General features: G+C 70.9%; 24 protein-coding genes. 18 read left to right on the top strand and 6 right to left on the bottom strand.

Features of this window, described 5'->3' with window-relative positions; genetic code table 11:
- The first annotated feature begins 46 nt into the window (after positions 1-46).
- The 5 genes from ACQPY4_RS14255 (at position 47) to ACQPY4_RS14235 (ending at position 6,792) form a co-directional block, all read left to right on the top strand.
- Positions 47-1,249, top strand: a complete 1,203-nt coding sequence (locus ACQPY4_RS14255; protein ID WP_433336357.1) for a thiolase family protein — start codon at positions 47-49, stop codon at positions 1,247-1,249.
- Positions 1,246-3,324 carry a 3-hydroxyacyl-CoA dehydrogenase NAD-binding domain-containing protein gene (locus tag ACQPY4_RS14250; RefSeq protein ID WP_433336356.1) on the top strand — a complete coding sequence of 693 codons (2,079 nt, stop codon included), beginning with the start codon at positions 1,246-1,248 and terminating at the stop codon, positions 3,322-3,324. Before ACQPY4_RS14255 ends, ACQPY4_RS14250 begins: the two co-directional genes overlap by 4 nt.
- 113 nt (positions 3,325-3,437) lie before the next feature.
- Positions 3,438-4,913, top strand: a complete 1,476-nt coding sequence (locus ACQPY4_RS14245) for an amino acid permease (protein WP_433336354.1) — start codon at positions 3,438-3,440, stop codon at positions 4,911-4,913.
- Between the two features lie 48 nt (positions 4,914-4,961).
- Positions 4,962-6,308 (top strand): FAD-dependent oxidoreductase, encoded by a 1,347-nt coding sequence (locus ACQPY4_RS14240; protein ID WP_433336353.1) that lies wholly within the window; start codon positions 4,962-4,964, stop codon positions 6,306-6,308.
- A gap of 118 nt (positions 6,309-6,426) precedes the next feature.
- A complete protein-coding gene (locus ACQPY4_RS14235) occupies positions 6,427-6,792 on the top strand; it encodes a hypothetical protein (RefSeq protein ID WP_433336351.1) in 366 nt (121 codons plus the stop codon).
- A 6-nt stretch (positions 6,793-6,798) separates the two neighbouring features.
- On the opposite strand, the gene dxs is transcribed toward ACQPY4_RS14235, so the two are convergent.
- A complete protein-coding gene (gene dxs / locus ACQPY4_RS14230) occupies positions 6,799-8,709 on the bottom strand; it encodes a 1-deoxy-D-xylulose-5-phosphate synthase (protein ID WP_433336349.1) in 1,911 nt (636 codons plus the stop codon).
- A gap of 229 nt (positions 8,710-8,938) precedes the next feature.
- Here dxs and idi point away from each other — a divergent pair, with 229 nt between their 5' ends.
- The 7 genes from idi to ACQPY4_RS14195 all read left to right on the top strand — a co-directional run bounded on the left by idi (position 8,939) and on the right by ACQPY4_RS14195 (position 15,046).
- Positions 8,939-9,514 carry an isopentenyl-diphosphate Delta-isomerase gene (gene idi / locus ACQPY4_RS14225; RefSeq protein WP_433336347.1) on the top strand — a complete coding sequence of 192 codons (576 nt, stop codon included), beginning with the start codon at positions 8,939-8,941 and terminating at the stop codon, positions 9,512-9,514.
- A 147-nt stretch (positions 9,515-9,661) separates the two neighbouring features.
- Positions 9,662-10,975 carry an ABC transporter substrate-binding protein gene (locus tag ACQPY4_RS14220; RefSeq protein WP_433336345.1) on the top strand — a complete coding sequence of 438 codons (1,314 nt, stop codon included), beginning with the start codon at positions 9,662-9,664 and terminating at the stop codon, positions 10,973-10,975.
- Positions 10,976-11,073: 98 nt separating this feature from the next.
- Positions 11,074-11,982 (top strand): carbohydrate ABC transporter permease, encoded by a 909-nt coding sequence (locus tag ACQPY4_RS14215; protein WP_433336343.1) that lies wholly within the window; start codon positions 11,074-11,076, stop codon positions 11,980-11,982.
- A complete protein-coding gene (locus ACQPY4_RS14210; protein ID WP_433336341.1) occupies positions 11,979-12,845 on the top strand; it encodes a carbohydrate ABC transporter permease in 867 nt (288 codons plus the stop codon). The genes ACQPY4_RS14215 and ACQPY4_RS14210 overlap by 4 nt, the downstream gene beginning before the upstream one ends.
- Before the next feature lie 117 nt (positions 12,846-12,962).
- Positions 12,963-13,799: a hypothetical protein gene (locus tag ACQPY4_RS14205; protein WP_433336339.1), complete on the top strand. Its 837-nt coding sequence runs from the start codon at positions 12,963-12,965 to the stop codon at positions 13,797-13,799.
- Positions 13,800-13,801: 2 nt separating this feature from the next.
- Entirely contained in the window at positions 13,802-14,392 is a 591-nt protein-coding gene (locus ACQPY4_RS14200; RefSeq protein WP_433336337.1) for a class F sortase, read from the top strand.
- Positions 14,393-14,617: 225 nt separating this feature from the next.
- A complete protein-coding gene (locus ACQPY4_RS14195) occupies positions 14,618-15,046 on the top strand; it encodes a hypothetical protein (RefSeq protein ID WP_433336335.1) in 429 nt (142 codons plus the stop codon).
- A gap of 9 nt (positions 15,047-15,055) precedes the next feature.
- On the opposite strand, the gene mug is transcribed toward ACQPY4_RS14195, so the two are convergent.
- Positions 15,056-15,607 (bottom strand): G/U mismatch-specific DNA glycosylase, encoded by a 552-nt coding sequence (gene mug, locus ACQPY4_RS14190; protein ID WP_433336333.1) that lies wholly within the window; start codon positions 15,605-15,607, stop codon positions 15,056-15,058.
- Between the two features lie 366 nt (positions 15,608-15,973).
- Here mug and ACQPY4_RS14185 point away from each other — a divergent pair, with 366 nt between their 5' ends.
- The 3 genes from ACQPY4_RS14185 (at position 15,974) to ACQPY4_RS14175 (ending at position 17,622) form a co-directional block, all read left to right on the top strand.
- On the top strand, positions 15,974-16,159 hold the full coding sequence (locus ACQPY4_RS14185; RefSeq protein WP_433336331.1) for a peptidase inhibitor family I36 protein: 186 nt from the start codon (positions 15,974-15,976) through the stop codon (positions 16,157-16,159).
- Positions 16,160-16,349: 190 nt separating this feature from the next.
- A complete protein-coding gene (locus ACQPY4_RS14180; protein WP_433336329.1) occupies positions 16,350-16,964 on the top strand; it encodes a Uma2 family endonuclease in 615 nt (204 codons plus the stop codon).
- A gap of 85 nt (positions 16,965-17,049) precedes the next feature.
- Positions 17,050-17,622, top strand: coding sequence for a LysE family translocator (locus ACQPY4_RS14175; protein ID WP_433336327.1), 573 nt, complete (start codon positions 17,050-17,052; stop codon positions 17,620-17,622).
- Between the two features lie 49 nt (positions 17,623-17,671).
- On the opposite strand, the gene acnA is transcribed toward ACQPY4_RS14175, so the two are convergent.
- Positions 17,672-20,389, bottom strand: coding sequence for an aconitate hydratase AcnA (acnA, locus tag ACQPY4_RS14170; protein ID WP_433336325.1), 2,718 nt, complete (start codon positions 20,387-20,389; stop codon positions 17,672-17,674).
- Between the two features lie 306 nt (positions 20,390-20,695).
- Between acnA and ACQPY4_RS14165 the strand changes: the two genes are divergently transcribed.
- From ACQPY4_RS14165 to ACQPY4_RS14155, 3 genes are all read left to right on the top strand, one after another.
- A complete protein-coding gene (locus ACQPY4_RS14165; protein WP_433336323.1) occupies positions 20,696-21,376 on the top strand; it encodes a PadR family transcriptional regulator in 681 nt (226 codons plus the stop codon).
- A 2-nt stretch (positions 21,377-21,378) separates the two neighbouring features.
- The gene (locus tag ACQPY4_RS14160; protein ID WP_433336321.1) at positions 21,379-21,819 is read left to right on the top strand and encodes a DUF1707 SHOCT-like domain-containing protein; all 441 of its coding nucleotides are present in this window, start codon (positions 21,379-21,381) and stop codon (positions 21,817-21,819) included.
- 83 nt (positions 21,820-21,902) lie between these two features.
- Entirely contained in the window at positions 21,903-23,120 is a 1,218-nt protein-coding gene (locus ACQPY4_RS14155) for a M28 family metallopeptidase (RefSeq protein WP_433336319.1), read from the top strand.
- Positions 23,121-23,126: 6 nt separating this feature from the next.
- Here the strand turns inward: ACQPY4_RS14155 and ACQPY4_RS14150 are convergent, their stop codons facing one another.
- From ACQPY4_RS14150 to ACQPY4_RS14140, 3 genes are read right to left on the bottom strand one after another with little or no spacing between them, the layout of a single operon-like run.
- Positions 23,127-23,360 carry a hypothetical protein gene (locus tag ACQPY4_RS14150; protein WP_433336317.1) on the bottom strand — a complete coding sequence of 78 codons (234 nt, stop codon included), beginning with the start codon at positions 23,358-23,360 and terminating at the stop codon, positions 23,127-23,129.
- A complete protein-coding gene (locus ACQPY4_RS14145) occupies positions 23,360-24,034 on the bottom strand; it encodes a response regulator (RefSeq protein WP_433336315.1) in 675 nt (224 codons plus the stop codon). Before ACQPY4_RS14145 ends, ACQPY4_RS14150 begins: the two co-directional genes overlap by 1 nt.
- The gene (locus tag ACQPY4_RS14140) at positions 24,031-25,353 is read right to left on the bottom strand and encodes a sensor histidine kinase (protein WP_433336313.1); all 1,323 of its coding nucleotides are present in this window, start codon (positions 25,351-25,353) and stop codon (positions 24,031-24,033) included. Before ACQPY4_RS14140 ends, ACQPY4_RS14145 begins: the two co-directional genes overlap by 4 nt.
- Between the last annotated feature and the right edge of the window lie 81 nt (positions 25,354-25,434).

The raw sequence follows: 25,434 nt of genomic DNA, 5'->3' as shown, positions 1-25,434 counted from the left end.
GAGTAGCATCGCCGCTGAAACGACCACCCAGAGGGAGGACGACCCCGTGCCTCGTACCGCACGCGACGTCGTGTTCGTCGACGGCGTACGCACGCCGTTCGGCAAGGCGGGCCCCAAGGGCCTGTACGCGGAGACCCGCGCCGACGACATGATCGTCCGCGCGATCCGCGAGCTGTTGCGCCGCAACCCGTCCCTCCCGCCCGAGCGGGTGGACGAGGTCGCCATCGCCGCCACCACCCAGACCGGCGACCAGGGGCTGACCATCGGCCGCTCGGCCGCCGTGCTGGCCGGGCTGCCCAAGAGCGTCCCCGGGTTCGCGCTCGACCGCATGTGCGCGGGCGCGATGACGGCCGTGACCACCACCGGCGCGGGCATCTCCTTCGGCTCCTACGACGTCGCCATCGCGGGCGGCGTGGAGCACATGGGACGCCACCCGATGGGCGAGGGCGTCGACCCCAACCCGCGCTTCCTGGCCGACAAGCTCGTCGACCCGTCCGCGCTGGTGATGGGCTCGACCGCCGAGAACCTGCACGACCGGTTCCCGCAGATCACCAAGGAGCGCACCGACGCCTACGCCGTGCGCAGCCAGCAGAAGGTCGCCGCCGCCTACGCGGCGGGCAAGATCCAGCCCGACCTGGTGGCCACCGCGATCCGCTCGGCCGACAAGGGCTGGGGCCTGGCCACCGAGGACGAGCCGCCCCGCCCCGGCACCACGCTGGACGACCTGGCCAAGCTCAAGACTCCCTTCCGGGTCGCGGGCAAGGTCACCGCGGGCAACGCCGCCGGGCTCAACGACGGCGCCACCGCCTGCCTGATCGCCGCCGAGGACGTCGCCCGCGAGCTGGGCCTGACCCCGCGCATGCGGCTGGTCGACTTCTCCTTCGCCGGGGTCGAGCCCGAGGTCATGGGCGTCGGTCCCGTCCCGGCCACCGAGAAGCTGCTGGCCCGCAACTCGCTGACCATGGACGACATCGGCCTCATCGAGATCAACGAGGCGTTCGCCGTCCAGGTGCTGGCGTTCCTGGAGCACTTCAAGATCGCCGACGACGACGCCCGGGTGAACCCGTGGGGCGGCGCGATCGCGCTCGGCCACCCGCTGGCCTCGTCCGGCGTCCGGCTGATGACCCAGCTGGCGCACCACTTCGAGGAGCGCGCGGACGTCCGGTACGGCCTGACCACGATGTGCGTCGGCATGGGCATGGGCGGAACCGTCCTCTGGGAGAACGTGAACTGGGAGGGCACCAAGTGACCGCTGAGAGCTTCGACGAGGTCATCACCCACGCGCACGTCCGCGACGTGGCGCTCCCCGGGGGTGCCGGGACGCTCGCGCTGATCACGCTCGACAACGGCTTCGACCACACCAAGCCGAACACCTTCGGGCCGGGCGGGCTGACCGAGCTGAACGCGGCGATCGACTCCGTGGCCGCGCGCGACGACCTCGCGGCCGTCGGCGTCACCGGCAAGCCGTTCATCTTCGCCGTCGGCGCCGACCTCAAGGGCGTGCCGCAGGTCGGCGGGCGCGAGGACGCGCTGGCCATCGGGAAGCTCGGCCACGACGTGTTCCGCCGCCTCGGCGAGCTGGCCGTCCCGTCGTTCGCCTTCATCAACGGCGCGGCGATGGGCGGCGGCGTCGAGATCGGCCTGCACTGCACCTACCGGACGATCTCCGCCGGGGTGCCCGCGCTGGCACTGCCCGAGACGTTCCTCGGGCTGGTCCCCGGGTGGGGCGGGACGTACCTGCTCCCCCGCCTGATCGGCGCCGAGAAGGCCCTCAAGGTCGTCATCGACAACCCGCTCGCGCAGAACCGGATGCTCAAGGGCCGGGCGGCCTACGAGCTGGGCATCGCGGACGCGATCTTCGACTCGGCCGACTTCCTCGAGGAGTCGCTGGCCTGGACGGCCCGCGTCCTCAACGGCGAGATCAGGGTCGAGCGGCCCGCCGTCGACACGGGCAAGGCCTGGGACGACGCGGTCGGGCTCGCCCGCTGGGCCGTCGACGGCAAGCTGCACGGCGCGGCGCCGTCCTACGTCCGCGCGCTCGACCTGGTCGCGGCGGCCAAGGACCGCACCCGCGACGAGGGCTTCGCCGCCGAGGACGAGGCGCTGGCCGACCTCATCATGAGCGACGAGCTGCGTGCCGGGCTGTACGCGTTCGACCTGACCCAGAAGCGCGCCAAGCGTCCCGCCGGGGCTCCGGACAAGGCGCTGGCGCGTCCGGTCACCAAGGTCGGCGTCGTCGGCGCGGGCCTGATGGCCGGGCAGCTCGCGCTGCTGTTCGCGCGGCGCCTCGAGGTGCCGGTGGTGCTGACCGACCTCGACCAGGCCCGCCTGGACAAGGGCGTCGCGTACGCGCACGGCGAGATCGACAAACTGCTGGGCAAGGGGCGCGTCTCCCCCGACAAGGCCAACCGCCTCAAGTCGCTGATCAGCGGCTCGCTCACCAAGGACGCGTTCGCCGACGCCGACTTCGTGATCGAGGCCGTCTTCGAGGAGATGGGCGTCAAGCAGAAGGTGTTCGCCGAGCTGGAGCAGCACGTCTCCCCCGAGTGCGTCCTGGCGACCAACACCTCCTCGCTGTCGGTTTCGGAGATGGCGGCCAGGCTCAAGCACCCCGAGCGGGTCGTGGGCTTCCACTTCTTCAACCCGGTGGCGGTGCTGCCGCTGCTGGAGATCGTGCGCGGCGAGCGGACCGACGACGCGGCGCTGGCCACCGCGTTCGCGGCGGGCAAGGCGCTGAAGAAGTCGTGCGTGCTGGTCAAGGACGCCCCGGCGTTCGTGGTCAACCGCATCCTGCTGCGCCTGATGGCCGAGATCATCCAGACGGTCGAGGAGGGCACCCCGATCGAGGTGGCCGAGCGCGCCGCCGCGCCGCTGGGCCTGCCGATGCCGCCGTTCGTCCTGATGGGCCTGGTCGGCCCGGCGATCGCGCTGCACGTCAACGAGACGCTGAACGGGGCGTTCCCCGACCGCTTCCCGCTGTCGGAGAAGTTCGCCAAGTTCGTGGCGGCGGGCAAGACCGGCGTCTACGCCCCGGACTTCACCCTCGACCCCGAGGCCGTGGAGATCTTCTCCGGCGGCACCAGCCCGTCCACCGAGGAGCAGGTGCTGGAGCGGGCGCTCAAGGCGCTGGCCGAGGAGATCCGGATCATGCTGGACGAGGGCGTGGTCGCGGCCGCGCAGGACATCGACCTGTGCATGCTCCTGGGCGCGGGCTGGCCCTTCCACCTGGGCGGCATCACCCCGTACCTGGACCGCAGCGGGGTGGCCGAGAAGGTCACCGGCGCGCGCTTCCTCGACCCGGGCGTCGCCTCGGTCGCCGAGTAGGAACAGCTCGCGCGGAGGCGTCCCGGAGCCCGTCCGGGACGCCTCTTTCGCGCATTACGGATCTCCCGGCGGGACGCAGGTTTCGGGCGCCCGGAAAAGGTGATCATGGGTGGGTGAGCCTGTTCCGCACCAAGTCCGTCGAGCAGTCGATCCGCGACACCGAGGCGCCCGAGCACCGGCTCCGGCGCGATCTCTCCGCCCTCGACCTGACCGTCTTCGGCGTCGGGGTCGTGATCGGCACCGGGATCTTCGTCCTGACCGGCCAGGTCGCCAAGGACAAGGCGGGCCCGGCCGTCGCCCTGTCGTTCATCCTCGCGGCCGTGGTCTGCGGCTTGGCGGCCCTGTGCTACGCCGAGTTCTCCTCCACCGTCCCGGTGGCGGGCTCGGCCTACACCTTCTCCTACGCCACGCTCGGCGAGCTCCCCGCCTGGATCATCGGCTGGGACCTCATCCTTGAGCTGGCGCTGGGCGCCGCCGTGGTCTCGGTCGGCTGGTCGGGGTACCTGGCCTCGCTGCTCGACTCGGGAGGCATCACGCTGCCCGCCGAGATCTCCCATCCGCCCGGGGAGGAGGGCGGCGTGGTGAACATCCCGGCGATCGTCCTGGTGCTGGCGGTGACCGCGCTGCTGGTCGCGGGCGTCAAGGTCTCCTCGCGGGTGAACGCCGTGGTGCTCACGATCAAGCTGGCCGTGGTGTTCCTGGTCATCATCGCGGGCCTGTTCTTCATCAAGGGCGACAACTACACGCCGTTCATCCCGCCGCAGAAGTCCACGCCCGAGGTCGAGGGCGCGGCGGCCCCGCTCATGCAGGTGCTGTTCGGCATCACCCCGGTCAGCTTCGGCTGGCTCGGCATCTTCGCCGCGATCTCGATCGTATTTTTTGCGTACATCGGTTTCGACATCGTCGCCACCGCCGCCGAGGAGGCGCGCGACCCGCAGCGCGACCTGCCGATCGGGCTCATCGGCTCCCTGATCATCACCGCGCTGCTGTACGCGGCGGTGTCGCTGGTGGTGGTCGGCATGCAGAACTACACCGAGCTCAGCGAGGCGGCGCCGCTCGCCGACGCGTTCAAGGCCGTCGGGCATCCGGGGTTCGCCACCGTCATCAGCTTCGGCGCGGTCGCGGGCCTGACGACCGTCGTGCTGATCCTGCTGCTGGGTCAGAGCCGGGTGTTCTTCTCCATGAGCCGGGACGGCCTGCTGCCCGCCTGGCTCGCCGCCGTCCACCCCCGGTTCGGGACGCCCTACCGCAGCACGATCATGATGGGCGCGATCGTGGCGTGCCTGGCGGGGTTCATCCCGCTGGCCAAGCTGGCCGAGCTGGTCAACATCGGCACGCTGTTCGCGTTCCTGGTGGTCTCGATCGGCGTGATGGTGCTGCGCCGCACCCGTCCCGACCTGCCGCGCGCGTTCCGCACCCCGCTGATGCCGCTCACCCCGATCCTGTCGGTGCTGGCCTGCCTGTTCGTGATGATGAACCTGCCCCTGGAGACCTGGTACCGGTTCCTGGCCTGGATGGGCATCGGCGTGCTGGTCTACCTCGCCTACGGCAGGAGCCACAGCCGCCTCAAGAAAGGCCTCAAGGCGTGATCTGCGTCACCCTGTGATTTCCGTCCGGCCCCAGGAACAATGGCCCGCATGACAGCTCCGCTGCTCGTCGCAGTCGTCGGATCGGGGCCCGCGGGCCTGTACGCGGCCGAGGCCCTGGTCAAGCAGGCCGAGGGGAACGTCCGGGTGGACGTCTTCGACCGGCTGCCCACGCCCTACGGGCTCGTCCGCTACGGCGTCGCGCCGGACCACAAGTCGATCAAGTCGATCGCCCGGTACCTCCAGAAGGTCCTGGAAGACCCGGCGGTCCGCTTCTTCGGCTGCGTCGAGCTGGGCCGCGACATGACGCGCGACGACCTGCTCGACTGCTACGACGCGGTGATCTACTCCACCGGCGCGATGGTCGACCGGCATCTGGGCATCCCCGGCGAGGACCTGCCCGGCAGCATCGCCGCCACCGACTTCGTCAACTGGTACTGCGGCCACCCCGACGCCGCCGACCACACCTTCGACCTGTCGGCCGAGGAGGTCGCCGTCATCGGCGTCGGCAACGTCGCCGTGGACGTGGTGCGCGTGCTGGCCAAGACCTCCGAGGAACTGCGGCAGACCGACGTCCCCGAGCACGTGCTGGACGCGCTCTCCCAGAGCCGGGTGAAGCGCGTCCACATGCTCGGGCGCCGCGGACCGGCCCAGGCCAAGTTCACCACCAAGGAGCTGCGCGAGCTCGGCGAGCTGCCGGGCGTGGCCGTCCACGTCCGTCCCGAGGACATGGAGCTCGACCCGGCCAGCGCCGAGGCCGCCGAGAACGACCGCCTGGTGCGCGGCAACGTCAAGGTGATGAACGGCTGGACCCAGCCCCCGGCCGACGACCGTCCCCGCCGCATCGACATCCGCTTCTGGCGCGCCCCGGTCGAGATCCGCGGCGAGGGACGGGTCGAGGAGCTGCGCGTCGAGCGCACCCGGCTGGACGAGAACGGCCGCGTCACCGGAACCGGCGAGTTCGAGTCGCTGCCCGTCGGGCTGGTGCTGCGCTCGGTCGGGTACCAGAGCGTGGCGCTCGCGGGCATCCCGTTCGACGAGCGCGCCTACGTCGTCCCGAACGAGGGCGGGCGCATCCTGTCCGCGTCGGGTGAGCAGGTGCCGCGCGAGTACGTCGCGGGCTGGATCAAGCGCGGCCCGACCGGGGTGGTCGGCACCAACAAGTCCGACGCCGCCGAGACCGTCCGCAATCTGCTGGCCGATGTCTCGCCCGGCGACCGGCGGCCCACCCGCAAGATCGAGGAGCTGCTCGAATCGCGCGGGCTGCCCGTGGTCACCTACGACGACTGGCTCCGCCTCGACGCCGCAGAGGTCGCGCTGGCCGCGTCGCTCGACCGCGGCGAGCGGGTGAAGCTGGCCCGCTGGGAGGCGATGATCTCCGCCTGCCGGCATCCCTGACCCGCCGCGGCGCCGATCCGATCGGCCTTCCGGTCGTATCGCGGCAAAGCACCGGCCGAGCGAAACATGCCGCGAAGAATTCGTGACGCAACCCTTCACGGAGCGCTACGGTGCGCGTGTGACCGGTGGTCCAGAACTGTTCGGATTCCCCCCACCCGGTGCCCTGCCAGATCTGCGCTGGCTCGGCCCGGACTACGTGTCCGTGCTCGTCTACGACCTGACGCAGGGGCTCCTGCGCCAGGACGGCGGCACGCAGGTCATGGGCGTGCGCTGCGAGGGCGAGCCCGACCTGAACGCCACCGTGGACACCTCGGGCGTCATCCGGGCCCACGACGCGTGCTTCCCGCTCCAGGTCTTCGTCCAGGACGGCGCCGGCCGCCCTTGGCGCCTGCGCGGCCGCTGGACCTACTCGGGCCGCGACCTGGGCTCGTCCTCGGCGTCGATCACCCACTTCTGGCAGCTCCTCGACGCCGAGGGCGTCTGAGCGCGGTCAGTCGGAGGTGGCGGGCTCGCGGCGCTGGCCGGAGGTGGCGCGGGCGACGGACTCGGTGATGTCGCGTGCCAGGCCCTGGGGGGTCAGGCCGATGTCGGCGAGGATCAGGTCGCGCTTGGCGTGGTCGAGGAAGACCTGCGGGATGCCGAAGGTGCGGACGGGGACGTCGACCTCGGAGTCGCGCAGGAAGCGCGCCACGGCGTCGCCGACGGCGCCGACCCGGCCGTTGTCCTCGACGACGGCGACCAGCGAGTGCTGGGCGGCCAGGTCGACCAGTGCCGGGTCGAGGGGCTTGACCCAGCGCGGGTCGACGACCGTGACGCCGATGCCCTGGGCCGCGATGAGCTCGGCGGCGGCGACGGCCGGGGCGGCCATCGAGCCGGCGGCCACCAGCAGGACGCGGGCGCCGTTGGCGCCGTCGTGGCGGGCCAGGACGTCCAGCCCCCCGACGGTGTCGATGGCCGCGAGGTCGTCGGCGACCGCGCCCTTGGGGAAGCGCAGCGCGGTGGGGCCGTCCTTGACCGCCACGCACTCGCGCAGCAGCTCGCGGACGCGGGCGCCGTCGCGCGGGACCGCGATGCGCATGCCGGGCACGAGCTGGAGGATCGACAGGTCCCACATGCCGTTGTGGCTGGGGCCGTCGTCGCCGGTCACCCCGGCCCGGTCGAGGACGAACGTGACCGCCTGGCGGTGCAGGGCGACGTCCATCAGGACCTGGTCGAACGCGCGGTTGAGGAACGTGGCGTAGATCGCGACGACGGGGTGCATCCCGCCCAGGGCCAGCCCGGCCGCCGAGGTGACGGCGTGCTGCTCGGCGATGCCGACGTCGTAGGTGCGGTCGGGGTAGGCGGCGGCGAACCCGGCCAGGCCCACCGGGTGCAGCATCGCGGCCGTGATGGCGACGATGTCGGGACGCTGCGCGCCGAGCTCGACCATCTCCTCGGAGAACACGTTGGTCCAGATGCGGCCCTTGGGCTTCTGGACGCCGGTCTCGCGGTCGTAGGGGCCGGGCGAGTGGAACTGCTCCTCGTCGTCGTTCTCGGCGGGCGAGTAGCCGCAGCCCTTCTGGGTGATGCAGTGGACGATCACCGGCCCGCCGAAGGCGTGCGCCTTGCGCAGCGCGTGCTCGACGGCCTGCTCGTCGTGGCCGTCGATGGGGCCGACGTACTTCAGCCCGAGGTCCTCGAACATCGCCTGCGGCTGCAGGACGTCCTTGAGGCCCTTCTTGATGCCGTGCAGGGTCTCGTAGGCCGCGCCGCCGACGACGGGCGCGCGCGGGACGGTCTTCTTGATCAGGTCGAGGGCGCGCTCGTAGCCCGGGGCGACCCGCAGGTCGGCCAGGTGGCTGGCCAGGCCGCCGATCGTCGGGGAGTACGAGCGGCCGTTGTCGTTGACCACGATGATCACGCGGCGGCGCTCGCCGTCGGCGATGTTGTTGAGCGCCTCCCAGCACATGCCGCCGGTCAGCGCGCCGTCGCCCACCACGGGCACCACGACGCGGTCGCCCTCGCCGTTCAGCTCGAACGCCTTGGCCAGCCCGTCGGCGTAGGACAGGGCGGTGGAGGCGTGCGAGTTCTCGATGACGTCGTGGTCGGACTCGTCCTGGCTCGGGTAGCCGGAGATGCCGCCGCGCCGCTTGAGCAGGCTGAAGTCGTGCCGGCCGGTGAGCAGCTTATGGACGTACGCCTGGTGGCCGGTGTCCCAGAGGATCTTGTCCTGCGGCGAGTCGAAGACCCGGTGCAGGGCGATGGTCAGCTCGACCACGCCGAGGTTGGGGCCGAGATGGCCGCCGGTCTTGGAGACGGCGTCGACGAGGAACTCTCGGATCTCCTCGGCGAGACGGGGCAACTGCGCGGCGTCCAGTCGCTTCAGGTCCCCCGGACCCGTGATCGACTCAAGCAGGCTCACGCGTGTCAACTCCTCCAGCAGGGCGGTCGTACACCCCTGGTCGTCGGGCCGTTCCGAGTTTACAGACAGTTGAGAATCCGTCGGGCCGGACTATCGGACGCCTTCCTCGGGGGTTCCGGCCTCGTCACCTTGAGGCGACGTGCGCCCGGACCAGGGCCGTGATCCCATCGGTGACGTCGCACGCACGCCGCGTGACCGTCGACCCGAGGGACTGAGGTAGAAACTAGGCATGGGCATCGAGGAGATCGTGCTGCTCGACGAGGCGGACCACGCCGTGGGAACCGCGCCGAAGGCCGAGAGCCACCATGGCGACACCCCCTACCACCTGGCGTTCTCCTGCTATCTGGTCGATCCCGAGGGCCGGGTGCTGATCACGCAGCGCGCGCTGGGCAAGAAGACCTTCCCGGGCGTGTGGACGGGGAGCTGCTGCGGCCACCCGGGGCCGGGCGAGGGGTTGCGAGGGGCCGTCCTGCGCCGTCTGGAGGACGAGCTCGGCGTCTCGGCGACCTCGCTCACACCCGTCCTGCCCGAGTTCCGGTACCGCGCCACGGCGTCGGACGGGACGGTGGAGTTCGAGCGGTGTCCGGTCGTGCGCGCGTTCACGTCCGAGATCGAGGTTCGCCCCAATCCGGACGAGGTCGAGCATGCCCAGTGGTGGGCCTGGGAGCGGTGCCTCGAACTGATGGAGCTGCCGGAATCGTCCCCGTGGTACCGGCTCCAGCTGGCCGAGCTGGCCCCCCTCGGAGACCCGCTGACCTGGCCGGACGCCGGAACCGACGCCCTTCCTCCCGCCCTGCGCTGGTGACCGCGCGGCGCGAATTCCGGCTCCGCGGGGTCAGGAGTTTCGGGCCTTGGCGTTCTATGTGTGTTTTTGCCGGTAACTGATGGATCTCGTTTCCTCCGGAGCGGTTGACGATCAAGGACCTCCGAACGGACGCTTGTTTCTCGCGGTGTGACCGAAGGGACGGGCGCGATGCGCGGACGGTGGAAAGCGATTGCCGCGGTGGCGGTCAGCGGCATGCTGGCCGTGTCCGGCTGCGGCGGCGGAGACGACAAGGACACCAGCGGCGACAAGTCCGAGGTCGAGGTCTTCTCCTGGTGGACCGGACCCGGCGAGGCCGACGGGCTGGCCGCCATGAAGGCCGACTTCGAGAAGAAGAACCCGGGTACCAAGTTCACCAACGCCGCCATCGCCGGCGGCTCGGGCACCCAGGCGCAGGCGGTGCTGGCCAGCCGCTTGCAGAACCGCAAGCCGCCGGACTCCTTCCAGGGGCACGCGGGCGCGGAGCTGCTCGACTACATCAAGGCCGGGCAGATCGAGCCGCTCGACTCCTTCTACCAGGAGAACAACCTCAGGGCGGCGTACCCGGCGCAGCTTCTGGAGCAGATCACCTACAACGGGAAGATCTACTCGGTGCCGGTGAACATCCACCGGTCCAACGTGCTCTGGTACAACCCCAAGATCGTCCAGGAGGCGGGGCTGTCCGGCCCGCCCAAGTCGGTGGCCGAGTTCATCACGGCGCTGAAGGCGGTCAAGGACAAGACCAAGAAGGTGCCGCTCTCGCTGGGCGCCCAGTGGACCGCCGACCACCTGCTGGAGAGCGTCCTGCTCGGCGATCTGGGCACCGACGCCTACAACGCGCTGTGGAAGCCCGGCGCCGACTGGAGCGGCCCGGCCGTCACCAAGGCGCTGACCGACTTCGCCGAGATCATGAAGTACACGACGGTCGAAGCGGCGTCCACCGACTGGCAGGGCGCGGCCAAGGCGGTCGTCGACGGCAAGGCCGCCTTCAACATCATGGGCGACTGGGCCTACGGCTACTTCACCGGCGCGGCGCCCAACGGCCTCGGCAAGAAGCTGGACGAAGACTTCAAGTACGCCGCCTCCCCCGGGACGGACGGCACGTACATGTGGCTGTCCGACTCCTTCACGCTTCCCAAGGGCGCTCCCCACAAGGGCGGCGCGCTGGCATGGCTGAAGGAGGCGTCCAGCAAGGAGGGGCAAGACCTCTTCAACCCCAAGAAGGGCTCCATCCCCGCCCGCAAGGACGCGGACAAGAGCCTCTACAAGGGCTACCTGGAGTACGCGTTCAACGAGTGGAACAAGCCCGGCGTGAAGCTGGCGGGCTCGTTCTGGCACGGCGTGAACGCCAACAAGAAGTGGCACACCGACATCGACACCGCGGTGGGCCTCTTCCTCCAGAACAAGGACGTCGGCAAGCTGCAGAGCGCGTTGAGCACGGCCGCCGAGAACAGCGGCTCGTGACCCTGGCCTGAACCGCGGCGGGCCGGTCTTGGGCGGGCCGGTCCGCCGCGGCCGCCGGTGACCGGCGGCCGTATCGAGGACGATTGGAGAGCGCCCGGGTGAAACGCCGGTTCGCACCGGCCCGCGTCAGGAACTGGCTGCCGGGTCTCCTGCTGGTCTCGCCGTCGATCGTGGCGATCGGCCTGTTCGTCTACGGGCTGATCTTCTGGAACACGCGCGAGGCCGTCAGCGGCAAGCACGACGAGGTCTCGGAGTTCAAGTTCGACAAGGGCAAGAACTTCGTCGACCTGTGGGACAGCCCGAGCTGGCCCGGCGCGGTCGAGAACGCGCTGCTGTTCACCGTGGTCTTCGTCCTCGGGGCGCTGATGCTCGGCGCCTTCCTGGCCTTCCTGATGGACAAGGGGGTCAAGGGCGAGGCCGGGTTCCGGATGATCTACCTGTTCCCGATGGCGATCTCGTTCATCGCCAGCGGCGTCGTGTGGCGCTGGCTGATGAACCCCGCGCCGCCCGAACGGGCCGTGGGCCTGAACCAGCTGTTCGGCAAGATCGGGCTGGACGGCCTGGCCAACGACTGGTGGCAGAACCCCGACTTCGGCATGGCCGCGATGGCGCTGCCCGCGATCTGGCAGATGTCGGGTTATGTGATGGCGCTGTACCTGGCCGGGTTCCGCGGCGTCCCCGAAGACCTGCGCGAGGCCGCCCGGGTGGACGGCGCCTCGGAGTGGAAGGTCTACCGCTACGTGGTGTTCCCGCAGCTGCGGCCGGTGACGCTGTCCGCGCTGATCATCCTCGGGCACATCTCGCTGAAGGTGTTCGACCTGATCATGGCGATCGCGGGCAAGCAGATCATCACCTATGTCCCCGCGATCGCGACGTACGTGGAGGTGTTCGACCGGCACGACCCGGCCAACGGCGCCACCATCGCCACGTACCTGCTGCTCGCGGTGGCGGTGCTGGTCATCCCCTATCTGGTCTGGTCGGTACGGGCGGAGCGTGGTGGCAAGTGAGCGCGGTCGGAACGTCCGTGGGCAAGGGCCGGGCGATCTTCGGGCCCAAGGGTCTGCGGGTGCTGCGCTTCGCGGTGCTGCTGGCGTTCGTGCTGGTCTTCCTGATCCCGGTGTACGTGCTGGTGGTCACCAGCTTCAAGCCGCTGGCCGAGGCCGACCCGAGCAACGCCTGGAGCCTGCCCGAGACCTGGAGCACCCAGGGGTGGAGCGCGGCCTGGGAGACGCTGCGTCCCGGCCTGGAGAACAGCGTCAAGATCGCCGTCTCCGGGTCGCTGATCGCGGCGGTGCTCGGCTCGCTGAACGGCTTCGTGCTGAGCAAGTGGCGCTTCCCCGGCTCGGACGTGGTGTTCACGCTGTTCCTGTTCGGCATGTTCATCCCGTACCAGGCCGTGATGATCCCCCTGGCCGGGATGCTGACCGACATGGAACTGGTCGGCACCATCCGGGGGCTGGTGCTCGCGCACGTGGTGTACGGCATCCCGATCTGCACGCTGATCTTCCGGAACTACTACGTCACGATCCCGGACGAGCTGATCGAGGCGGCCCGGGTGGACGGCGCGGGGATGCTGCGCACCTACGCCTCGATCGTCCTGCCGGTGTCGGGCCCCGCGTTCGCGGTGACGCTGATCTGGCAGTTCACCTCGTTGTGGAACGACTTCCTGTTCGCGGTGTTCCTCGGGGCGCCCGACAGCTGGCCCGTCACGGTGATGCTCAACAACACCGCGGGGTCGGGGGCGGTGGCCGTCCAGTACAACCAGCAGATGGCCTCGGCGCTGCTGGCGTCGCTGCCGACGCTGCTGGTCTACCTGCTGCTCGGGCGGTTCTTCATGCGCGGGCTCATGGCGGGCGCGCTCAAGGGCTGATCCTTCCCTAAATTAGCCCTCGCGTTGACGTCAACCGCCACGTCCTTCCGCTCGGACGCGCCAAACTCTGGAGTGCCGCCTTCCCCGCCCGATGGGGGCGGCCGAAGGAGGAGCCAGATGGGCATCACCCGCCTCACCGCCGCGACCGGCCTGGCCGTGCTGGGCCTGGCCGCGCCCGCGGCGGCCGAGCCGCCTCCCGTCCCCGTGGACGGGCGCGCGACGGTGCCCGGACAGCCGACGATCACCGCGGGGCCCGTCCCGTTCACCCCGGGCGAGAACCTCACCCTCACCGTCACCGGCTGCGTGACCGAGCCCCGGGCGGGCCGCCCGAACGAGATCTTCGCGGCGGGCGAGCCGGCCTCCTTCACCGACGTCGGCCAGCACGAGTGGACGGCCATCGGCGGCACCAGGCCCGGGCTGCGGGCGGGCCGCGACTACAGCACGAGCTTCGAGTGCGTCAACGAAAGCGGCCTGCGCAGGTTCACGCTCACCACGCGTCCGGAAAGCGGGCCCGAGGAGACCCCGGGTCCGTCCGAGCCCGGCGGCCCGGCGTTCAGGTTCGGTCACGACGACGTCGAGTTGTCGCGCCGCACCGTCGAGCCCGGCAGCAGGCTCGGCATGAAGGTGACCTGCCCCACCGAGGTGACCGCGACGTCCTCGGCGTTCAGGTCCACGCCGGAGTTCGAGCGGGACGGCGAGGTCTTCGAGGGCACGGGCCGGATGAAGGCGGCCCTCCCCGCGATCGTCACCATCAAGATCACCTGTGCGGGCCATGGCGCGGTGACCTACCACACCAGGCCCGGACACCACGGTGTCGGCGACGGCGTCCCGCGCGTCCCCAAGGGCGCGCCGCAGACCGGCGAGGGCCCGTGGGCGAGGCCGGGCTCGGGCGTCGTGATCGCGGGCGCCGCGCTGGGCGGCTTCCTCCTGCACCGCCGCAGGAGGACGACCTGACCGTGCGCGCGGCGACGGTCGCGGTGGCCGCGCTCCTCTCCCTGACCGCCTGCGGCGGACGAGCCACCGGCGAACCCCCCATGAGCACGCCCGGTGAGGCGAGGTGGGCCCAGGTGCGGTTCGCCGCGCCCCTCCCCCGCGCCGAGCCCGCACTGATCCAGATACCGAAGCTGAAGGTGTCCGCGCCCGTGACCCGGCTCGGGCTCAAGCCCGACGGCACCATCGAGGAGCCACCGCTCAGCCGCCCGAACCTGGCGGGCTGGTGGGAGGAGGGCCCGACACCCGGCGAGGGCGGCCCCTCGGTGATCATCGGCCATCTCGACGCGGACCATCGTCCCGCCGTTTTCTACGGTCTCAAAAGCCTGGTCAGGGGCGACCGAATCTTGGTGACCCGTCAGGACGGCCGCACCGCCACCTTCGCCGTCGAAAGGATCGAGCGCGTCCCCAAGACGTCCTTTCCCGCCGAGAAGATCTACGCCGAGGACATCGACCACGCCGCGTTGCGCCTGGTCACCTGTGGTGGAGCCGTCGACCCGGCCACCGGCCGCTACCGCGACAACGTGATCGCCTACACCCGTCTCGTCCAGCCCTGAGCCGTCGCGCCGATTTGCCTTTGAGGGCAAAATGTGAGAAATCACTATCTGACTGATTTGAATGGATAATCTTTACCGCATCGCCAAGGATACGAGCTGACCCTCGGGCCACGGTTGCCTGGCGTGCGGGCACAGACACCCGGGCGGAACCGGATACTCCACTCCGAACCGGGCAGCAAGCGCCGGACGGTCCGGTGCAGGATGGTGGCCACGGGAGGTGACCGCGTGCAGGCGATCAGTGTTCAGCAGCCCTGGGCTTTCGCGATCGCGATGGGCGGCAAGACCGTCTCCAACCAGAGCCTGCCGACGGCCTATCGCGGCCCGATCCTGATCTACGCCTCGATGCGCGTCGACCTCGGCGCCTGCGACTCCCCGCTCATCCAGGCCGCCGGATGGAACCCCGGCGACCCCCTGGCGACCATCGGCGCCGTCATCGCCGTCGCCCATCTCGACGACGTGTGCTCCTCCTCCGTCCTGGACGGCACCTGCGACTGCGGCCCCTGGGCCGAGCCCGAGGCCCACCACTGGCGCCTCACGGAGGTCAAGCCCCTCCCCCGCCCCATCGTCGCCCTCGGCCGTCCCGGCCTCTGGGAGCCCAAGCCGACCCTCGTCACCGAGGTACGGACGATGCTCGCCCCCGTCACGCCCCGCTAGCACGCCCCGCTAGAAGGCCGCCTCCCGCAGCCGCGCGAACTCACCGGCGATCCGGTCGAGCTGCCAGCTCGCGTTCAACCCGCTCGGATTGGGCAGCACCCACACCCGCGCGCCCCCGATCGTCTCCTCAGACTCCCCGATCTGAGCCCGAGGCCGCCCGAACGCCGTCCGATAAGCGGTCACCCCCGCCACCGCCAGATACCCAGGCTCAAACCGCTCCACAAGACCAACGAGCCTTCGCCCGCCATCGCGCAGCTCGTCCAGCGTCAGCTCGTCGGCCCGAGCCGTCACCCGGGCCACCAAGTTCGTGATCCCGAGCCCATACGAAGGCAACAACCCCTGCTCCCCAGGCGACAGCACCCGCTCGGTGAACCCCGCCCGATGCAGAGCAGGCCAGAACCGATTCCCCGGCCGAGCGAAATGCCGCCCCGTAGCCCCCGAATACAACCCCGGATTGATCCCACAGAACAGAACCCGCAACCCACCGGCGTCCGGCAGCACGTCCTCGACCACGCGCCCCCGAGCGGCCTCCAGTTCCTCTTTAGAGGGCCTTCGCATCATCCGCCTTTCCCATGGCCACCATTGTGGCGCCTTTGCGGAGCCGCCGGGTCATGCGTTCTGCGCATGTCCGTCATGCAGATCCGGCCTTGCCATCAGGCGGACCTGACGTGTCACGCTCTCCGTCACCGCCCGACCAGCGGAAACAAGGAAGGAGTCCCATCATGCGAAGAACGATGACGCGAACGCTGATCACCGCGACGGCACTCGTCGGCGCGCTCGGCCTCGCCGCCCCCGCCAACGCCGGCCAGCCCTCTCCCCGCGCGGAGCCGGTCACCGCCCTCGGCACCTGGGTGGACACCCAGCAGGTCTTCCTCAACAAGGCCGGATGCGACGTGGCGGGCGCCGCCAGAGTCGCCAAGAGCAGAAATGCGCATTCGTCGCGCCCTGCTCGCGACAGCCGCCATGGCCACGCTCGGCGTCGGCGTGCAGGCCGCTCCGGCGGCCGCCCAGACCTGCCCCGTCGGCTATGTCTGCATGTTCGAGGACGCCTTCTACCGAGGCGACATGTACGTCCGCGTGCCCGCCGAAAGCTTCGTCATCTCGTCCTGCTGACGCTCCTTCCCGAAACCCCTGGTCCGCCCGGCCCCGGTGACGCCCCTGTCCTCACCGCCCCGGGCGGACCAGGCCCCGCGAACAAACAACCCGTTCGCTCCTCGGACTCGTGTTCGCCTGGCTACGCTGAGTCCGATCGGGGCCAGCGGGTAACGTGGCATCACGTTCATCCGACGATGGGAGCAGGACCGTGAGCGTCGCGTCAACGCACGATCATGGCGGCTTCGGGCCTTACACGGTCGAAGACCTTCATGCGCGCGAAGACGACGGCAAGGGCCTGGAGCTCGAGGACGGATGGCTGATCGAATTGTCCCCCAGTGCCCCGCACAACTGGGCCGCGAAGCAGATCCAGGATGTCGTCCAGGCGGCCATTCGCGAGAGCGACGCGGACGCGTTCGTCGCCGGGGGCGGCGAGTGGGAGATCAGCACGCCGGCGGGCATTCGCAAGCCGGACGTCTTCGTGATCCCGACGGACGTGGCCCGCGCCGCCATCGTCGACCGCGACCCGGTGACCATTCCCGGACGCGAGGTGCTTCTCGTGGTCGAGGTGATCTCCCCCGGAAGCGGAAGCGAGCGCAGCGACCGGGTGGGCAAACTCAAGGAGTACGCCGCGCTCGGCATTCCGCAGTACTGGATCGCCGAGTACACGCCTCACCCCAAGGTGCAGGTCATGGCCATGGCGGACGGCGCCAGCACCTATCGCCTTCCGCACTCGGTGTCGGCCGGGACTGCTCTGGAAGTGGACGTGGACGCTGACAAGCGGTTCTCGGTGTTGTTCGATCCGGGCGTGATGACCCGCTTCTGAGCGAGCGTGGTGGTTGCTCCAGGAGTGGCGTGTCGTGCGTGGGATTATGTTCGGCATGGTTATGGCTTGTTTGGCTTTTGGGGTTATGGCCGCGCTTGTCACTGTGACGCCCGGGCTCGACACGATGCTGGTGGTGCGGTCGACGGTGTCGGGTGGGCGCCGGACGGGGTATCTCGCGGGGCTCGGGGTGGTGGCGGGGTGCCTGACGTGGGCGGTGGCCAGTGCAGCCGGGTTGACGGCCTTGATGGCGGCCTCGCCGATGGCGTTCGACGTGCTGCGGGTGGTCGGAGCCTGCTACCTGCTGTGGCTGGGGGCGCGGGCCCTCTTCGGGACCAAGCGCGACGACGAGGGCGAGGCCGAGGTGTCGCGGGCGATGCGCACCGGGTTCGTGACGAACCTGGTGAACCCCAAGATCGGGGTGTTCTACATGAGCCTGCTGCCGCAGTTCGTGCCGGACGGCGCGTCGATGTTCTGGACGAGCCTGCTGTTCGCGCTGATCCACGCCGTCCAGGGGCTCGTGTGGTTCGGGTTCGTGGTGTTCCTGGCGGGGGCGGCGCGGCGGGCTCTCGCGCGGCCCGAGGTGAAGCGGTGGCTTCAGCGGGTGACGGGGGTGGCGTTCATCGGGTTCGGGCTGCGGATGGCCGTCGAGGTGGGCTGAGACGCGAGAACGGGCCGCCTCGTGGAGGCGGCCCGTTTCTCTTGTGGTCCTACTTGCGGAGCAGGTTGCGCAGGACGTACTGCATGATGCCGCCGTTGCGGTAGTAGTCCGCCTCACCCGGGGTGTCGATGCGGACGACGGCCTTGAACTCCTTGCCGTCGGCCTTGACGGTGACCTCGCGGGGGACGTCGCCGCCGTTCATCGCCTCGACCCCGGTGATCTCGAAGGTCTCGGTGCCGGTGAGGCCGAGCGACGCGGCGCTCTCGCCCTCGGTGAACTGGAGCGGGAGCACGCCCATGCCGATGAGGTTCGAGCGGTGGATGCGCTCGTACGACTCGGCGATGACCGCGCGGACGCCCAGCAGCGCGGTGCCCTTGGCGGCCCAGTCGCGGGACGAGCCCGAGCCGTACTCCTTGCCCGCCAGGACGACCAGCGGGGTGCCCTGGGCGGCGTAGTTCTGCGCGGCGTCGTAGATGAACGACTGGGGCGCGCCCTCCTGGGTGAAGTCGCGGGTGTAGCCGCCCTCGACGTCGTCCAGGAGCTGGTTGCGCAGCCGGATGTTGGCGAAGGTGCCGCGGATCATGACCTCGTGGTTGCCCCGGCGCGAGCCGTAGGAGTTGAAGTCCTTGATCGCGACGCCGTTGGCCTCCAGGTACTGCGCGGCGGGCGTGCCGACCTTGATGGAACCGGCCGGGGAGACGTGGTCGGTGGTGACCGAGTCGCCCAGCTTGACCAGGACGCGGGCGCCGTGCACGTCGGTGACCGGCGCGGGCTCCATGGCCATGCCCTCGAAGTAGGGGGCCTTGCGGACGTAGGTGGAGTCGGGGTCCCACTCGAAGGTGTTGCCGGTGGGGATGTCGAGGCCGCGCCAGCGGTCGTCGCCCTTGAACACGTCGGCGTAGTTGGAGGTGAACATCTCCTGGCCGATGGACGAGGTGACGATCTCGGCGACCTCCTCCGGCGCGGGCCAGATGTCCTTGAGGTACACCGGCTGGCCGTCGGCGCCCTCGCCGATGGGGTCGTTGAGGATGTCGATGTCCATCGTGCCCGCGAGCGCGTAGGCGATCACCAGCGGCGGCGAGGCCAGGTAGTTCATCTTCACGTCGGGGCTGATGCGGCCCTCGAAGTTGCGGTTGCCCGACAGGACGGCGGTGACGGCCAGGTCGTTGTCGTTGATCGCCTTGGAGATCTCGGGCTGGAGCGGGCCGGTGTTGCCGATGCAGGTGGTGCAGCCGTAGCCGACCAGGTTGTAGCCGATCTTGTCGAGGTACGGGGTGAGGCCCGCGCGCTCGAGGTAGTCGGTGACGGCCTGGGAGCCGGGGGCCAGGGAGGTCTTCACCCACGGCTTGCGGGTGAGGCCCTTCTCGACGGCCTTCTTGGCCAGCATCCCGGCGCCGACCATGACGTACGGGTTGGAGGTGTTGGTGCAGGAGGTGATGGCCGCGACCGCGACGACGCCGTGGTCGATGGTGAACTCCGTGCCGTCCTCCAGCTTGACCTGGGTCGGGCAGTGCGGGCGGTCGCCGTTGGGGCTCTCGGCCGGGGAGTCCGAGGCCGGGAAGCTCTCGATGCCGGACTCGTCGTGCTGCTTGACGTAGTTCTGGACGTCGCGGCGCCAGGTGTCCTTGGCGGCCGAGACCGAGATGCGGTCCTGCGGGCGCTTGGGGCCGGCCAGCGACGGGACGACCGTGGCCAGGTCGAGCTCCATGTACTCGGAGAACTCGGGCTCGACGCTGGGGTCGAGCCACATGCCCTGCTCCTTGGCGTACGCCTCGACCAGGGCGATCTGCTCCTCGCTGCGCCCGGTGAGGCGCAGGTAGGTCAGGGTCTCGTCGTCGATGGGGAACATCGCGGCGGTGGAGCCGAACTCGGGGCTCATGTTGCCGATGGTGGCGCGGTTGGCCAGCGGCAGCGCGTGCACGCCCTCGCCGTAGAACTCGACGAACTTGCCGACGACGCCGTGCTTGCGCAGCATCTCGGTGATGGTCAGCACCAGGTCGGTGGCGGTGGTGCCGGGGTGCAGCTCGCCGGTCAGCTTGAAGCCGACCACGCGCGGGATCAGCATGGAGATGGGCTGGCCGAGCATGGCGGCCTCGGCCTCGATGCCGCCGACGCCCCAGCCGAGCACCCCGATGCCGTTCTCCATCGTGGTGTGCGAGTCGGTGCCGACGCAGGTGTCGGGGTAGGCGACGCCGTCGCGGTCGAACACGACGCGGGCCAGGTGCTCGATGTTCACCTGGTGGACGATGCCGGTGCCCGGCGGGACGACCTTGAACTCGTCGAAGGCGGTCTGGCCCCAGCGCAGGAACTGGTAGCGCTCCTTGTTGCGCTCGTACTCGACGCGGACGTTGCGCTCGAAGGCGTCCGGCGAGCCGAAGTAGTCGACGATGACCGAGTGGTCGATGACCATCTCGGCGGGCGCCAGCGGGTTGATCTTGGCCGGGTCGCCGCCGAGGTCGCGCACGGCCTCGCGCATGGTGGCCAGGTCGACCACGCAGGGCACGCCGGTGAAGTCCTGCATGATCACGCGGGCCGGGGTGAACTGGATCTCCTTGCTGGGCTGGGCGTTGGCGTCCCAGCCGGCCAGGGCCCGGATGTGGTCGGCGGTGACGTTCGCGCCGTCCTCGGTGCGCAGCAGGTTCTCCAGCAGCACCTTGAGGCTGTACGGGAGACGGGCCGAGCCCTCGACGGCGTCCAGCCGATAAATCTCGTACGACTTGTCGCCCACCTGCAGCGTGTTACGGCTGCCGAAGCTGTTCGCGGACACGGACTCCTCCTCGGTTGCCACCGCGCGCCCGGTCCGGAGCACGGCTGCGCGGCGTGCTTATTCGTCTTCCTCAACGGCCGACGGCCGGTGCTATCCCCTACGAATCCTGCCGTAGTCAAGACCCCGCTCAGAACTCAGGGCGCCCTAACTTCCGGCGGATTTCTCTCGACGTCAAGCTATCTCCAATGTATCTCGACATCAAGGTACCTGAAACCCCGGGAACCTTCTGGCTCAACGACCCGTTCTCGATATATCGTTGTCGTATCGCGAAGGATCTAAGAGAGATCTTGGAATAGGTGGGAGAACATGCACGCGAACTCTGATCTGCGGTGGGCGCTCGGCGCCGCCGCACTCGCGGCCAAGGCCATGAAGCAGGACCAGTGCGGACCGCGCTCACGTCACGACAACCCGTTCGGCTGGCTCTTCGGGGGCGGCCCGGGCGGGCCGATGCCCGGCCCGCCCGGGCCCTGGGGACGTCCGCCGTGGGCCAAGGGCCACCCGGGACGCGGCCCGAGGGCGCCCAAGGGCAACGTCCGCTCGGCGATCCTCGCCCTGCTCGCCGAGGAGCCGCGCAACGGCTACCAGATCATCCAGGAGATCAACGAGCGCAGCCGAGGGGCCTGGAAGCCCAGCCCGGGCGCCGTCTACCCGGCGCTCCAGCAGCTGGCCGACGAGGGCCTGATCCGGGGCGAGGAGGACGGCGGGCGCAAGACCTTCCACCTCACCGACGAGGGCCGCGCCCATGTCGAGGCGCACGCCGACGAGCTGGCCGACCCGTGGGAGCGGATGCGGCCCGAGTTCGGCGAGGGCGTCCCCGACCTGTTCAAGCAGGCGGCGCAGACCGGCGCGGCCATCATGCAGATCGTCCAGGCCGGGTCGCCCGACCAGATGGGCCGCGCCACCGAGATCCTGGCCGACACCCGGCGCCGCCTGTACCAGGTCCTGGCCGACGACGACGCGCCGACGACGGCCGAACCCGAGGAGTGAGGATGACTCGCCCCGACGAGATCCGCGTCGGCGACGCCGAGCGCGAGGCGCTGACCTCCGCGCTGCACGACCACTACGCCGCCGGCCGGCTGACGCGCGACGAGCTGGACGAGCGCCTGAACGCGGCGCTGACGTCCAAGACCCGAGGGGATCTGCGCGAGATCGTCCGCGATCTGCCGGGGCCGAGCGGGATCGCCGAACTCGACCCCAAGGGCGCGCACCCGTATGCGCGCAACCACCACATGGACTGGGGCCACCGGCACCACCCCGCGTGGGGCCGGGGGCCCCGCTTCCCGGTGTTCCCGCTGCTGGTCGGGCTGTTCTTCCTGGTGGCGTTCACCGCGGGGGCGGGGGCCGCGTTCTTCACGGTCCTCCAGGTCGCGCTGCTGTTCTGGGTCGTCCGGGCGGTGTTCGTGGCCGCGCGGCTCCGACGGGCCCGCTGAGACCGGTGCGCGGCCACGCCCCGAACCGGCGTGATCGCGCACCGCTCATGGACCCGCGCTCGGGTTCGTGACAGCGTTCCCCCATGGCCTCCGAGGGTTTCCTGCATCCGGTCGCACCGGTCGCCCGGCCCGACGAGACGGCGCTGCGCGCCACCGTGGAGCGGCTGGCGGTGATCGAGCGGGCCCCGTGCTCGCCCGGCGAGCGCGAGGCCGCGCATCTGGTCGCCGACCGGCTGCGCGCGCTGGGCGCCGCGGCCTCGGTCGAGGAGGTGCCCGCCTACGGGTCCTACGCCAGGCCGGTCGGCGCGCTGACCGGCCTGGCCACCGCGGCGGGCCTGGCCGGGGGACGCTGGCGCGCGTTCGGGGCCGTCGCGGGCGCGGTGGCGACGGCCGCGCTGGTCGACGAGATCTCCTACGGACGCCAGCTGGCCCGCAAGGTGCTGAGCCGACGCCGGACGGCCTGCAACGTGGTGGCCGAGCTCGGCGACACCGCCGCGCGCCGCACGCTGGTGGTCATGGCGCATCACGACGCCGCGCCGTCCGGGGCCGTCTTCGACCAGACGCTGCCGCGCCGGCTCGTGCGGCGCTTTCCCGAGGTCGCCGAGCGGATGACCGAGAACCCGCCGATGTGGTGGCCGGTGGTCGCCGGGCCCGCGCTGGTCGCGCTGGGCAGCGCGGCGGGACGTCCCTCGCTGCGCCGCGCCGGCGTCGCGGTCGGCGCGCTGACCACGGCCGCGATGATCGACATCGCCGCGCGGCGCGCGGTGCCGGGGGCCAACGACAACCTCAGCGGCGTGGCCGCGCTGGTCGCGCTGGCCGAGTCGTTCAAGCGCCGTCCCCCGCAGGGCCTGCGGGTGATCCTCTTCTCCGCCGGGGCCGAGGAGGCGCTGCAGGAGGGCGTGCGGGGATTCGCGCGCCGCCACTTCCCCGACCTGGCGCGCGACCGCACCTGGTTCCTCAACCTCGACACGGTCGGCTCGGGGAACCTGGTGCTGCTGGACGGCGAGGGGCCGCTGCGCATGGAGCCCTACGACGCGGCGTTCGGCGACCTGGTGGCGCGGTGCGCCGCCGAGCAGGGCGTCGCCGTGCTGCGCGGGCTGCGCTCGCGCAGCAGCACCGACGGGGTCGTCCCGCGGCGCCACGGCTACCCGACCGCCTGCGTGGTGTCGGTGGACGGCGACCGGCTCATCCCCCACTACCACCTGCCGACCGACCTGCCCGAGCACGTCGATTACGGGTGCGTGGCCGACGCCGTCCAGGTGGCCGAGAGCGTCGCGCGTGCCCTGGCCGCCGGACGGTAGGGCGCGTCAGCCGTACTTCTGCATGACCAGGTAGACGGTGTAGGAGAACGAGGCGACGACGGTGAGCATCACGCCGTACTCGCTCTGCCGCGCCCTCAGCACCGGCGCGTCGTCGCCGGGCAGCCCGTTCGCGCGCTCCTCCTCCAGCACCCTGGCCGCCTCGATCCGGCGGCGGCGCCGCACCATGTAGAGCGGCACGGCGACGCAGAAGCAGACGCTCAGGAAAACGATCGGGCCCATCAGCCACCTCCCGGAGGGAGAGTAGTCGGCCCGAGACCGGCCTCGTACGCGATCAGGCCCGCCTGGGTGCGGTTCGCGCACTGGAGCTTGTCCAGCACGCGCGAGACGTAACCCTTGACGGTGGCCTCGCTGAGGCACAGCCGCGCGGCGATGCCCGCGTTGGAAAGGCCCTCGCCCAGGCAGGTCAGCACCTCGGCCTCGCGGTCGGTGAGCCCCTCGACCAGGGCGCGGGCCTGGTCGCGTCCCGACTCGCGGCGCTCGGCCGAGGCCAGCAGGCGCCGCGTCGCGGCGGCGGACATCACGGTGTGGCCGTCGGCCGCGACCCTGACCAGCTCGACCAGGTCTTCGGGCGGGGTCGACTTCAGCAGGAAGCCCGCCGCCCCGGCCCGCAGAGCGCGCAGCACGTAGTGGTCGGCGTCGAAGGTGGTCAGCGCCACCACCGCGGGCGCCGACGGGCGCCGGGCGATGCGCTCGATCGCCGTCAGGCCGTCCACCCCGGGCATCCGCAGGTCCATGAGCACGACGTCGGGACGGTACCGCAGCGACGCCTCGACGGCCGCGGCGCCGTCGTGGGCCTCGCCGACCACCTCCAGGTCGTCGGCCTCGCCGAGGATCGTGCGCAGATGCGCGCAGACCATCGGCTCGTCGTCGACCAGCAGGACGCGGACGGTCATGGTGCGGGCTCCTGTCCGGGGTGGGGGGACGACCCCCCACGCCCCCCGGCGGCCTGATCGGCCGAGTCCGGATCTGCCGTGGGCACGAAGGCGGGCAGCGACGCCTCGACGCTGAACCCTCCGCCGGGCGACGGCCCCGAGGCGAAGGTACCGCCGATCAGCTCGACCCGCTCGCGCAGCCCGGCCAGGCCCGTGCCCGAACCGCTCAGCGCCAGCGTGGCGTCGGCCTCGCCCGTGCCCGCCGAGTTGCGGACGGTGAGCCGCACGCCGTCGGCGCGGTAGCGGACGTCGACGTTCACCCGGGCGCCGGGCGCGTGCTTGCGAACGTTGGTCAGCGCCTCCTGGACGATCCGGTACGCGGTGCGTCCCACCACCGGGGACGCCAGCGGCGGGTCGCCCCGCTCGGCCAGCTCCACCGGGACGCCCACCGAGGCCGACTCGTCGATGAGCGTGGACAGGTCGGGCAGCGGCCCCGCCGGTTCCTCGCCGTCGCCGCCGTCGACCTCGCGGCGCAGCAGCCCGATCACGTCGCGCAGCTCCTCCAGGGCCTGGCAGCCGGTGCCGCGCAGCTCCTCGGCGGACGCCCGGGTGGCCTCGTCCGGTGCCCGCACCCGGAGCGCGCCCGCCTGAAGGACCATCAGCGTCACCCGGTGGGCCACCACGTCGTGCATCTCGGCGGCGAGCCGGGCGCGCTCCGCGATCCTGGCCTGCTCGGCCAGCAGGTGCCGCTCGCGCTCGGCCCGCTCGGTCCGCTCGCGCAGCCCTTCGACGACGCGGCGGCGGGCCGCGACGTACAGCCCGAGCAGCGCCCCGATGACGATCAGGACGACGCTGCGGAAGACCAGCGCCTCGCCGGTGTCGGAGTCCTGCCCGACGACCTCCCTGGTGGCGGTCTCGGGCAGCGCCTCGCCGATGAGCGCGGCCACCAGGGCCAGCAGCACGACCGGTATCCACCGCGCCCAGGGCGAGCGGCCGAACGAGATGGCGGCGTAGGCGACCAGCGGCGCGCCCGGCGGCCAGAACAGCAGCGGGTCGACGCTGATGTCGCCGCTCTGGCGCAGGAACACGCCGGGCGAGGCCAGCTCGACCAGCAGGACGACGGCCGCCGGGACCGCGTTCACCCACGCCACCGTGATCGGGGCGCGCCGCCGCCAGAGCAGCGTGAGCGCCAGCGCCAACGCGACGACGAGGGTCGCGCCGCCGTAGGGCCGCACGATCGTGCCGCGTTCGGTCACCATGGCGAAGGCGGCGCCGAGCGCGAGGATCAGCACCATGGCGTCGGTGGCGAGGGCGAGTCCGTTCCGGGGCAGGCGGGGCACAGCACAACGGTACGCAGCCGGACGGCGGCCGCCACCCTACGAAAGTCGTGTCCCGGGCCGCGCGGACCCTCCGTTCCGCCC

Origin of the sequence: Spirillospora sp. CA-294931 (genome assembly GCF_050946795.1) — a bacterium.
Classification (GTDB): Bacteria; Actinomycetota; Actinomycetes; order Streptosporangiales; family Streptosporangiaceae; genus Spirillospora.
Note: the sequence above shows the minus strand (reverse complement) of the source record. Positions and strands in the feature narration are given on the sequence as shown.

Coding starts and splice junctions, on each gene's coding strand:
- idi (WP_433336347.1), top strand. CDS start 8,939: ATGGGCATCGAGGAGATCGTGCTGCTCGACGAGGCGGACCACGCCGTG.
- mug (WP_433336333.1), bottom strand. CDS start 15,607: ATGATGCGAAGGCCCTCTAAAGAGGAACTGGAGGCCGCTCGGGGGCGC.
- ACQPY4_RS14205 (WP_433336339.1), top strand. CDS start 12,963: ATGGGCATCACCCGCCTCACCGCCGCGACCGGCCTGGCCGTGCTGGGC.
- ACQPY4_RS14145 (WP_433336315.1), bottom strand. CDS start 24,034: ATGACCGTCCGCGTCCTGCTGGTCGACGACGAGCCGATGGTCTGCGCG.
- ACQPY4_RS14150 (WP_433336317.1), bottom strand. CDS start 23,360: ATGGGCCCGATCGTTTTCCTGAGCGTCTGCTTCTGCGTCGCCGTGCCG.
- ACQPY4_RS14165 (WP_433336323.1), top strand. CDS start 20,696: ATGCACGCGAACTCTGATCTGCGGTGGGCGCTCGGCGCCGCCGCACTC.
- ACQPY4_RS14185 (WP_433336331.1), top strand. CDS start 15,974: ATGCGCATTCGTCGCGCCCTGCTCGCGACAGCCGCCATGGCCACGCTC.
- ACQPY4_RS14175 (WP_433336327.1), top strand. CDS start 17,050: ATGGCCGCGCTTGTCACTGTGACGCCCGGGCTCGACACGATGCTGGTG.
- ACQPY4_RS14240 (WP_433336353.1), top strand. CDS start 4,962: ATGACAGCTCCGCTGCTCGTCGCAGTCGTCGGATCGGGGCCCGCGGGC.
- ACQPY4_RS14160 (WP_433336321.1), top strand. CDS start 21,379: ATGACTCGCCCCGACGAGATCCGCGTCGGCGACGCCGAGCGCGAGGCG.
- ACQPY4_RS14155 (WP_433336319.1), top strand. CDS start 21,903: ATGGCCTCCGAGGGTTTCCTGCATCCGGTCGCACCGGTCGCCCGGCCC.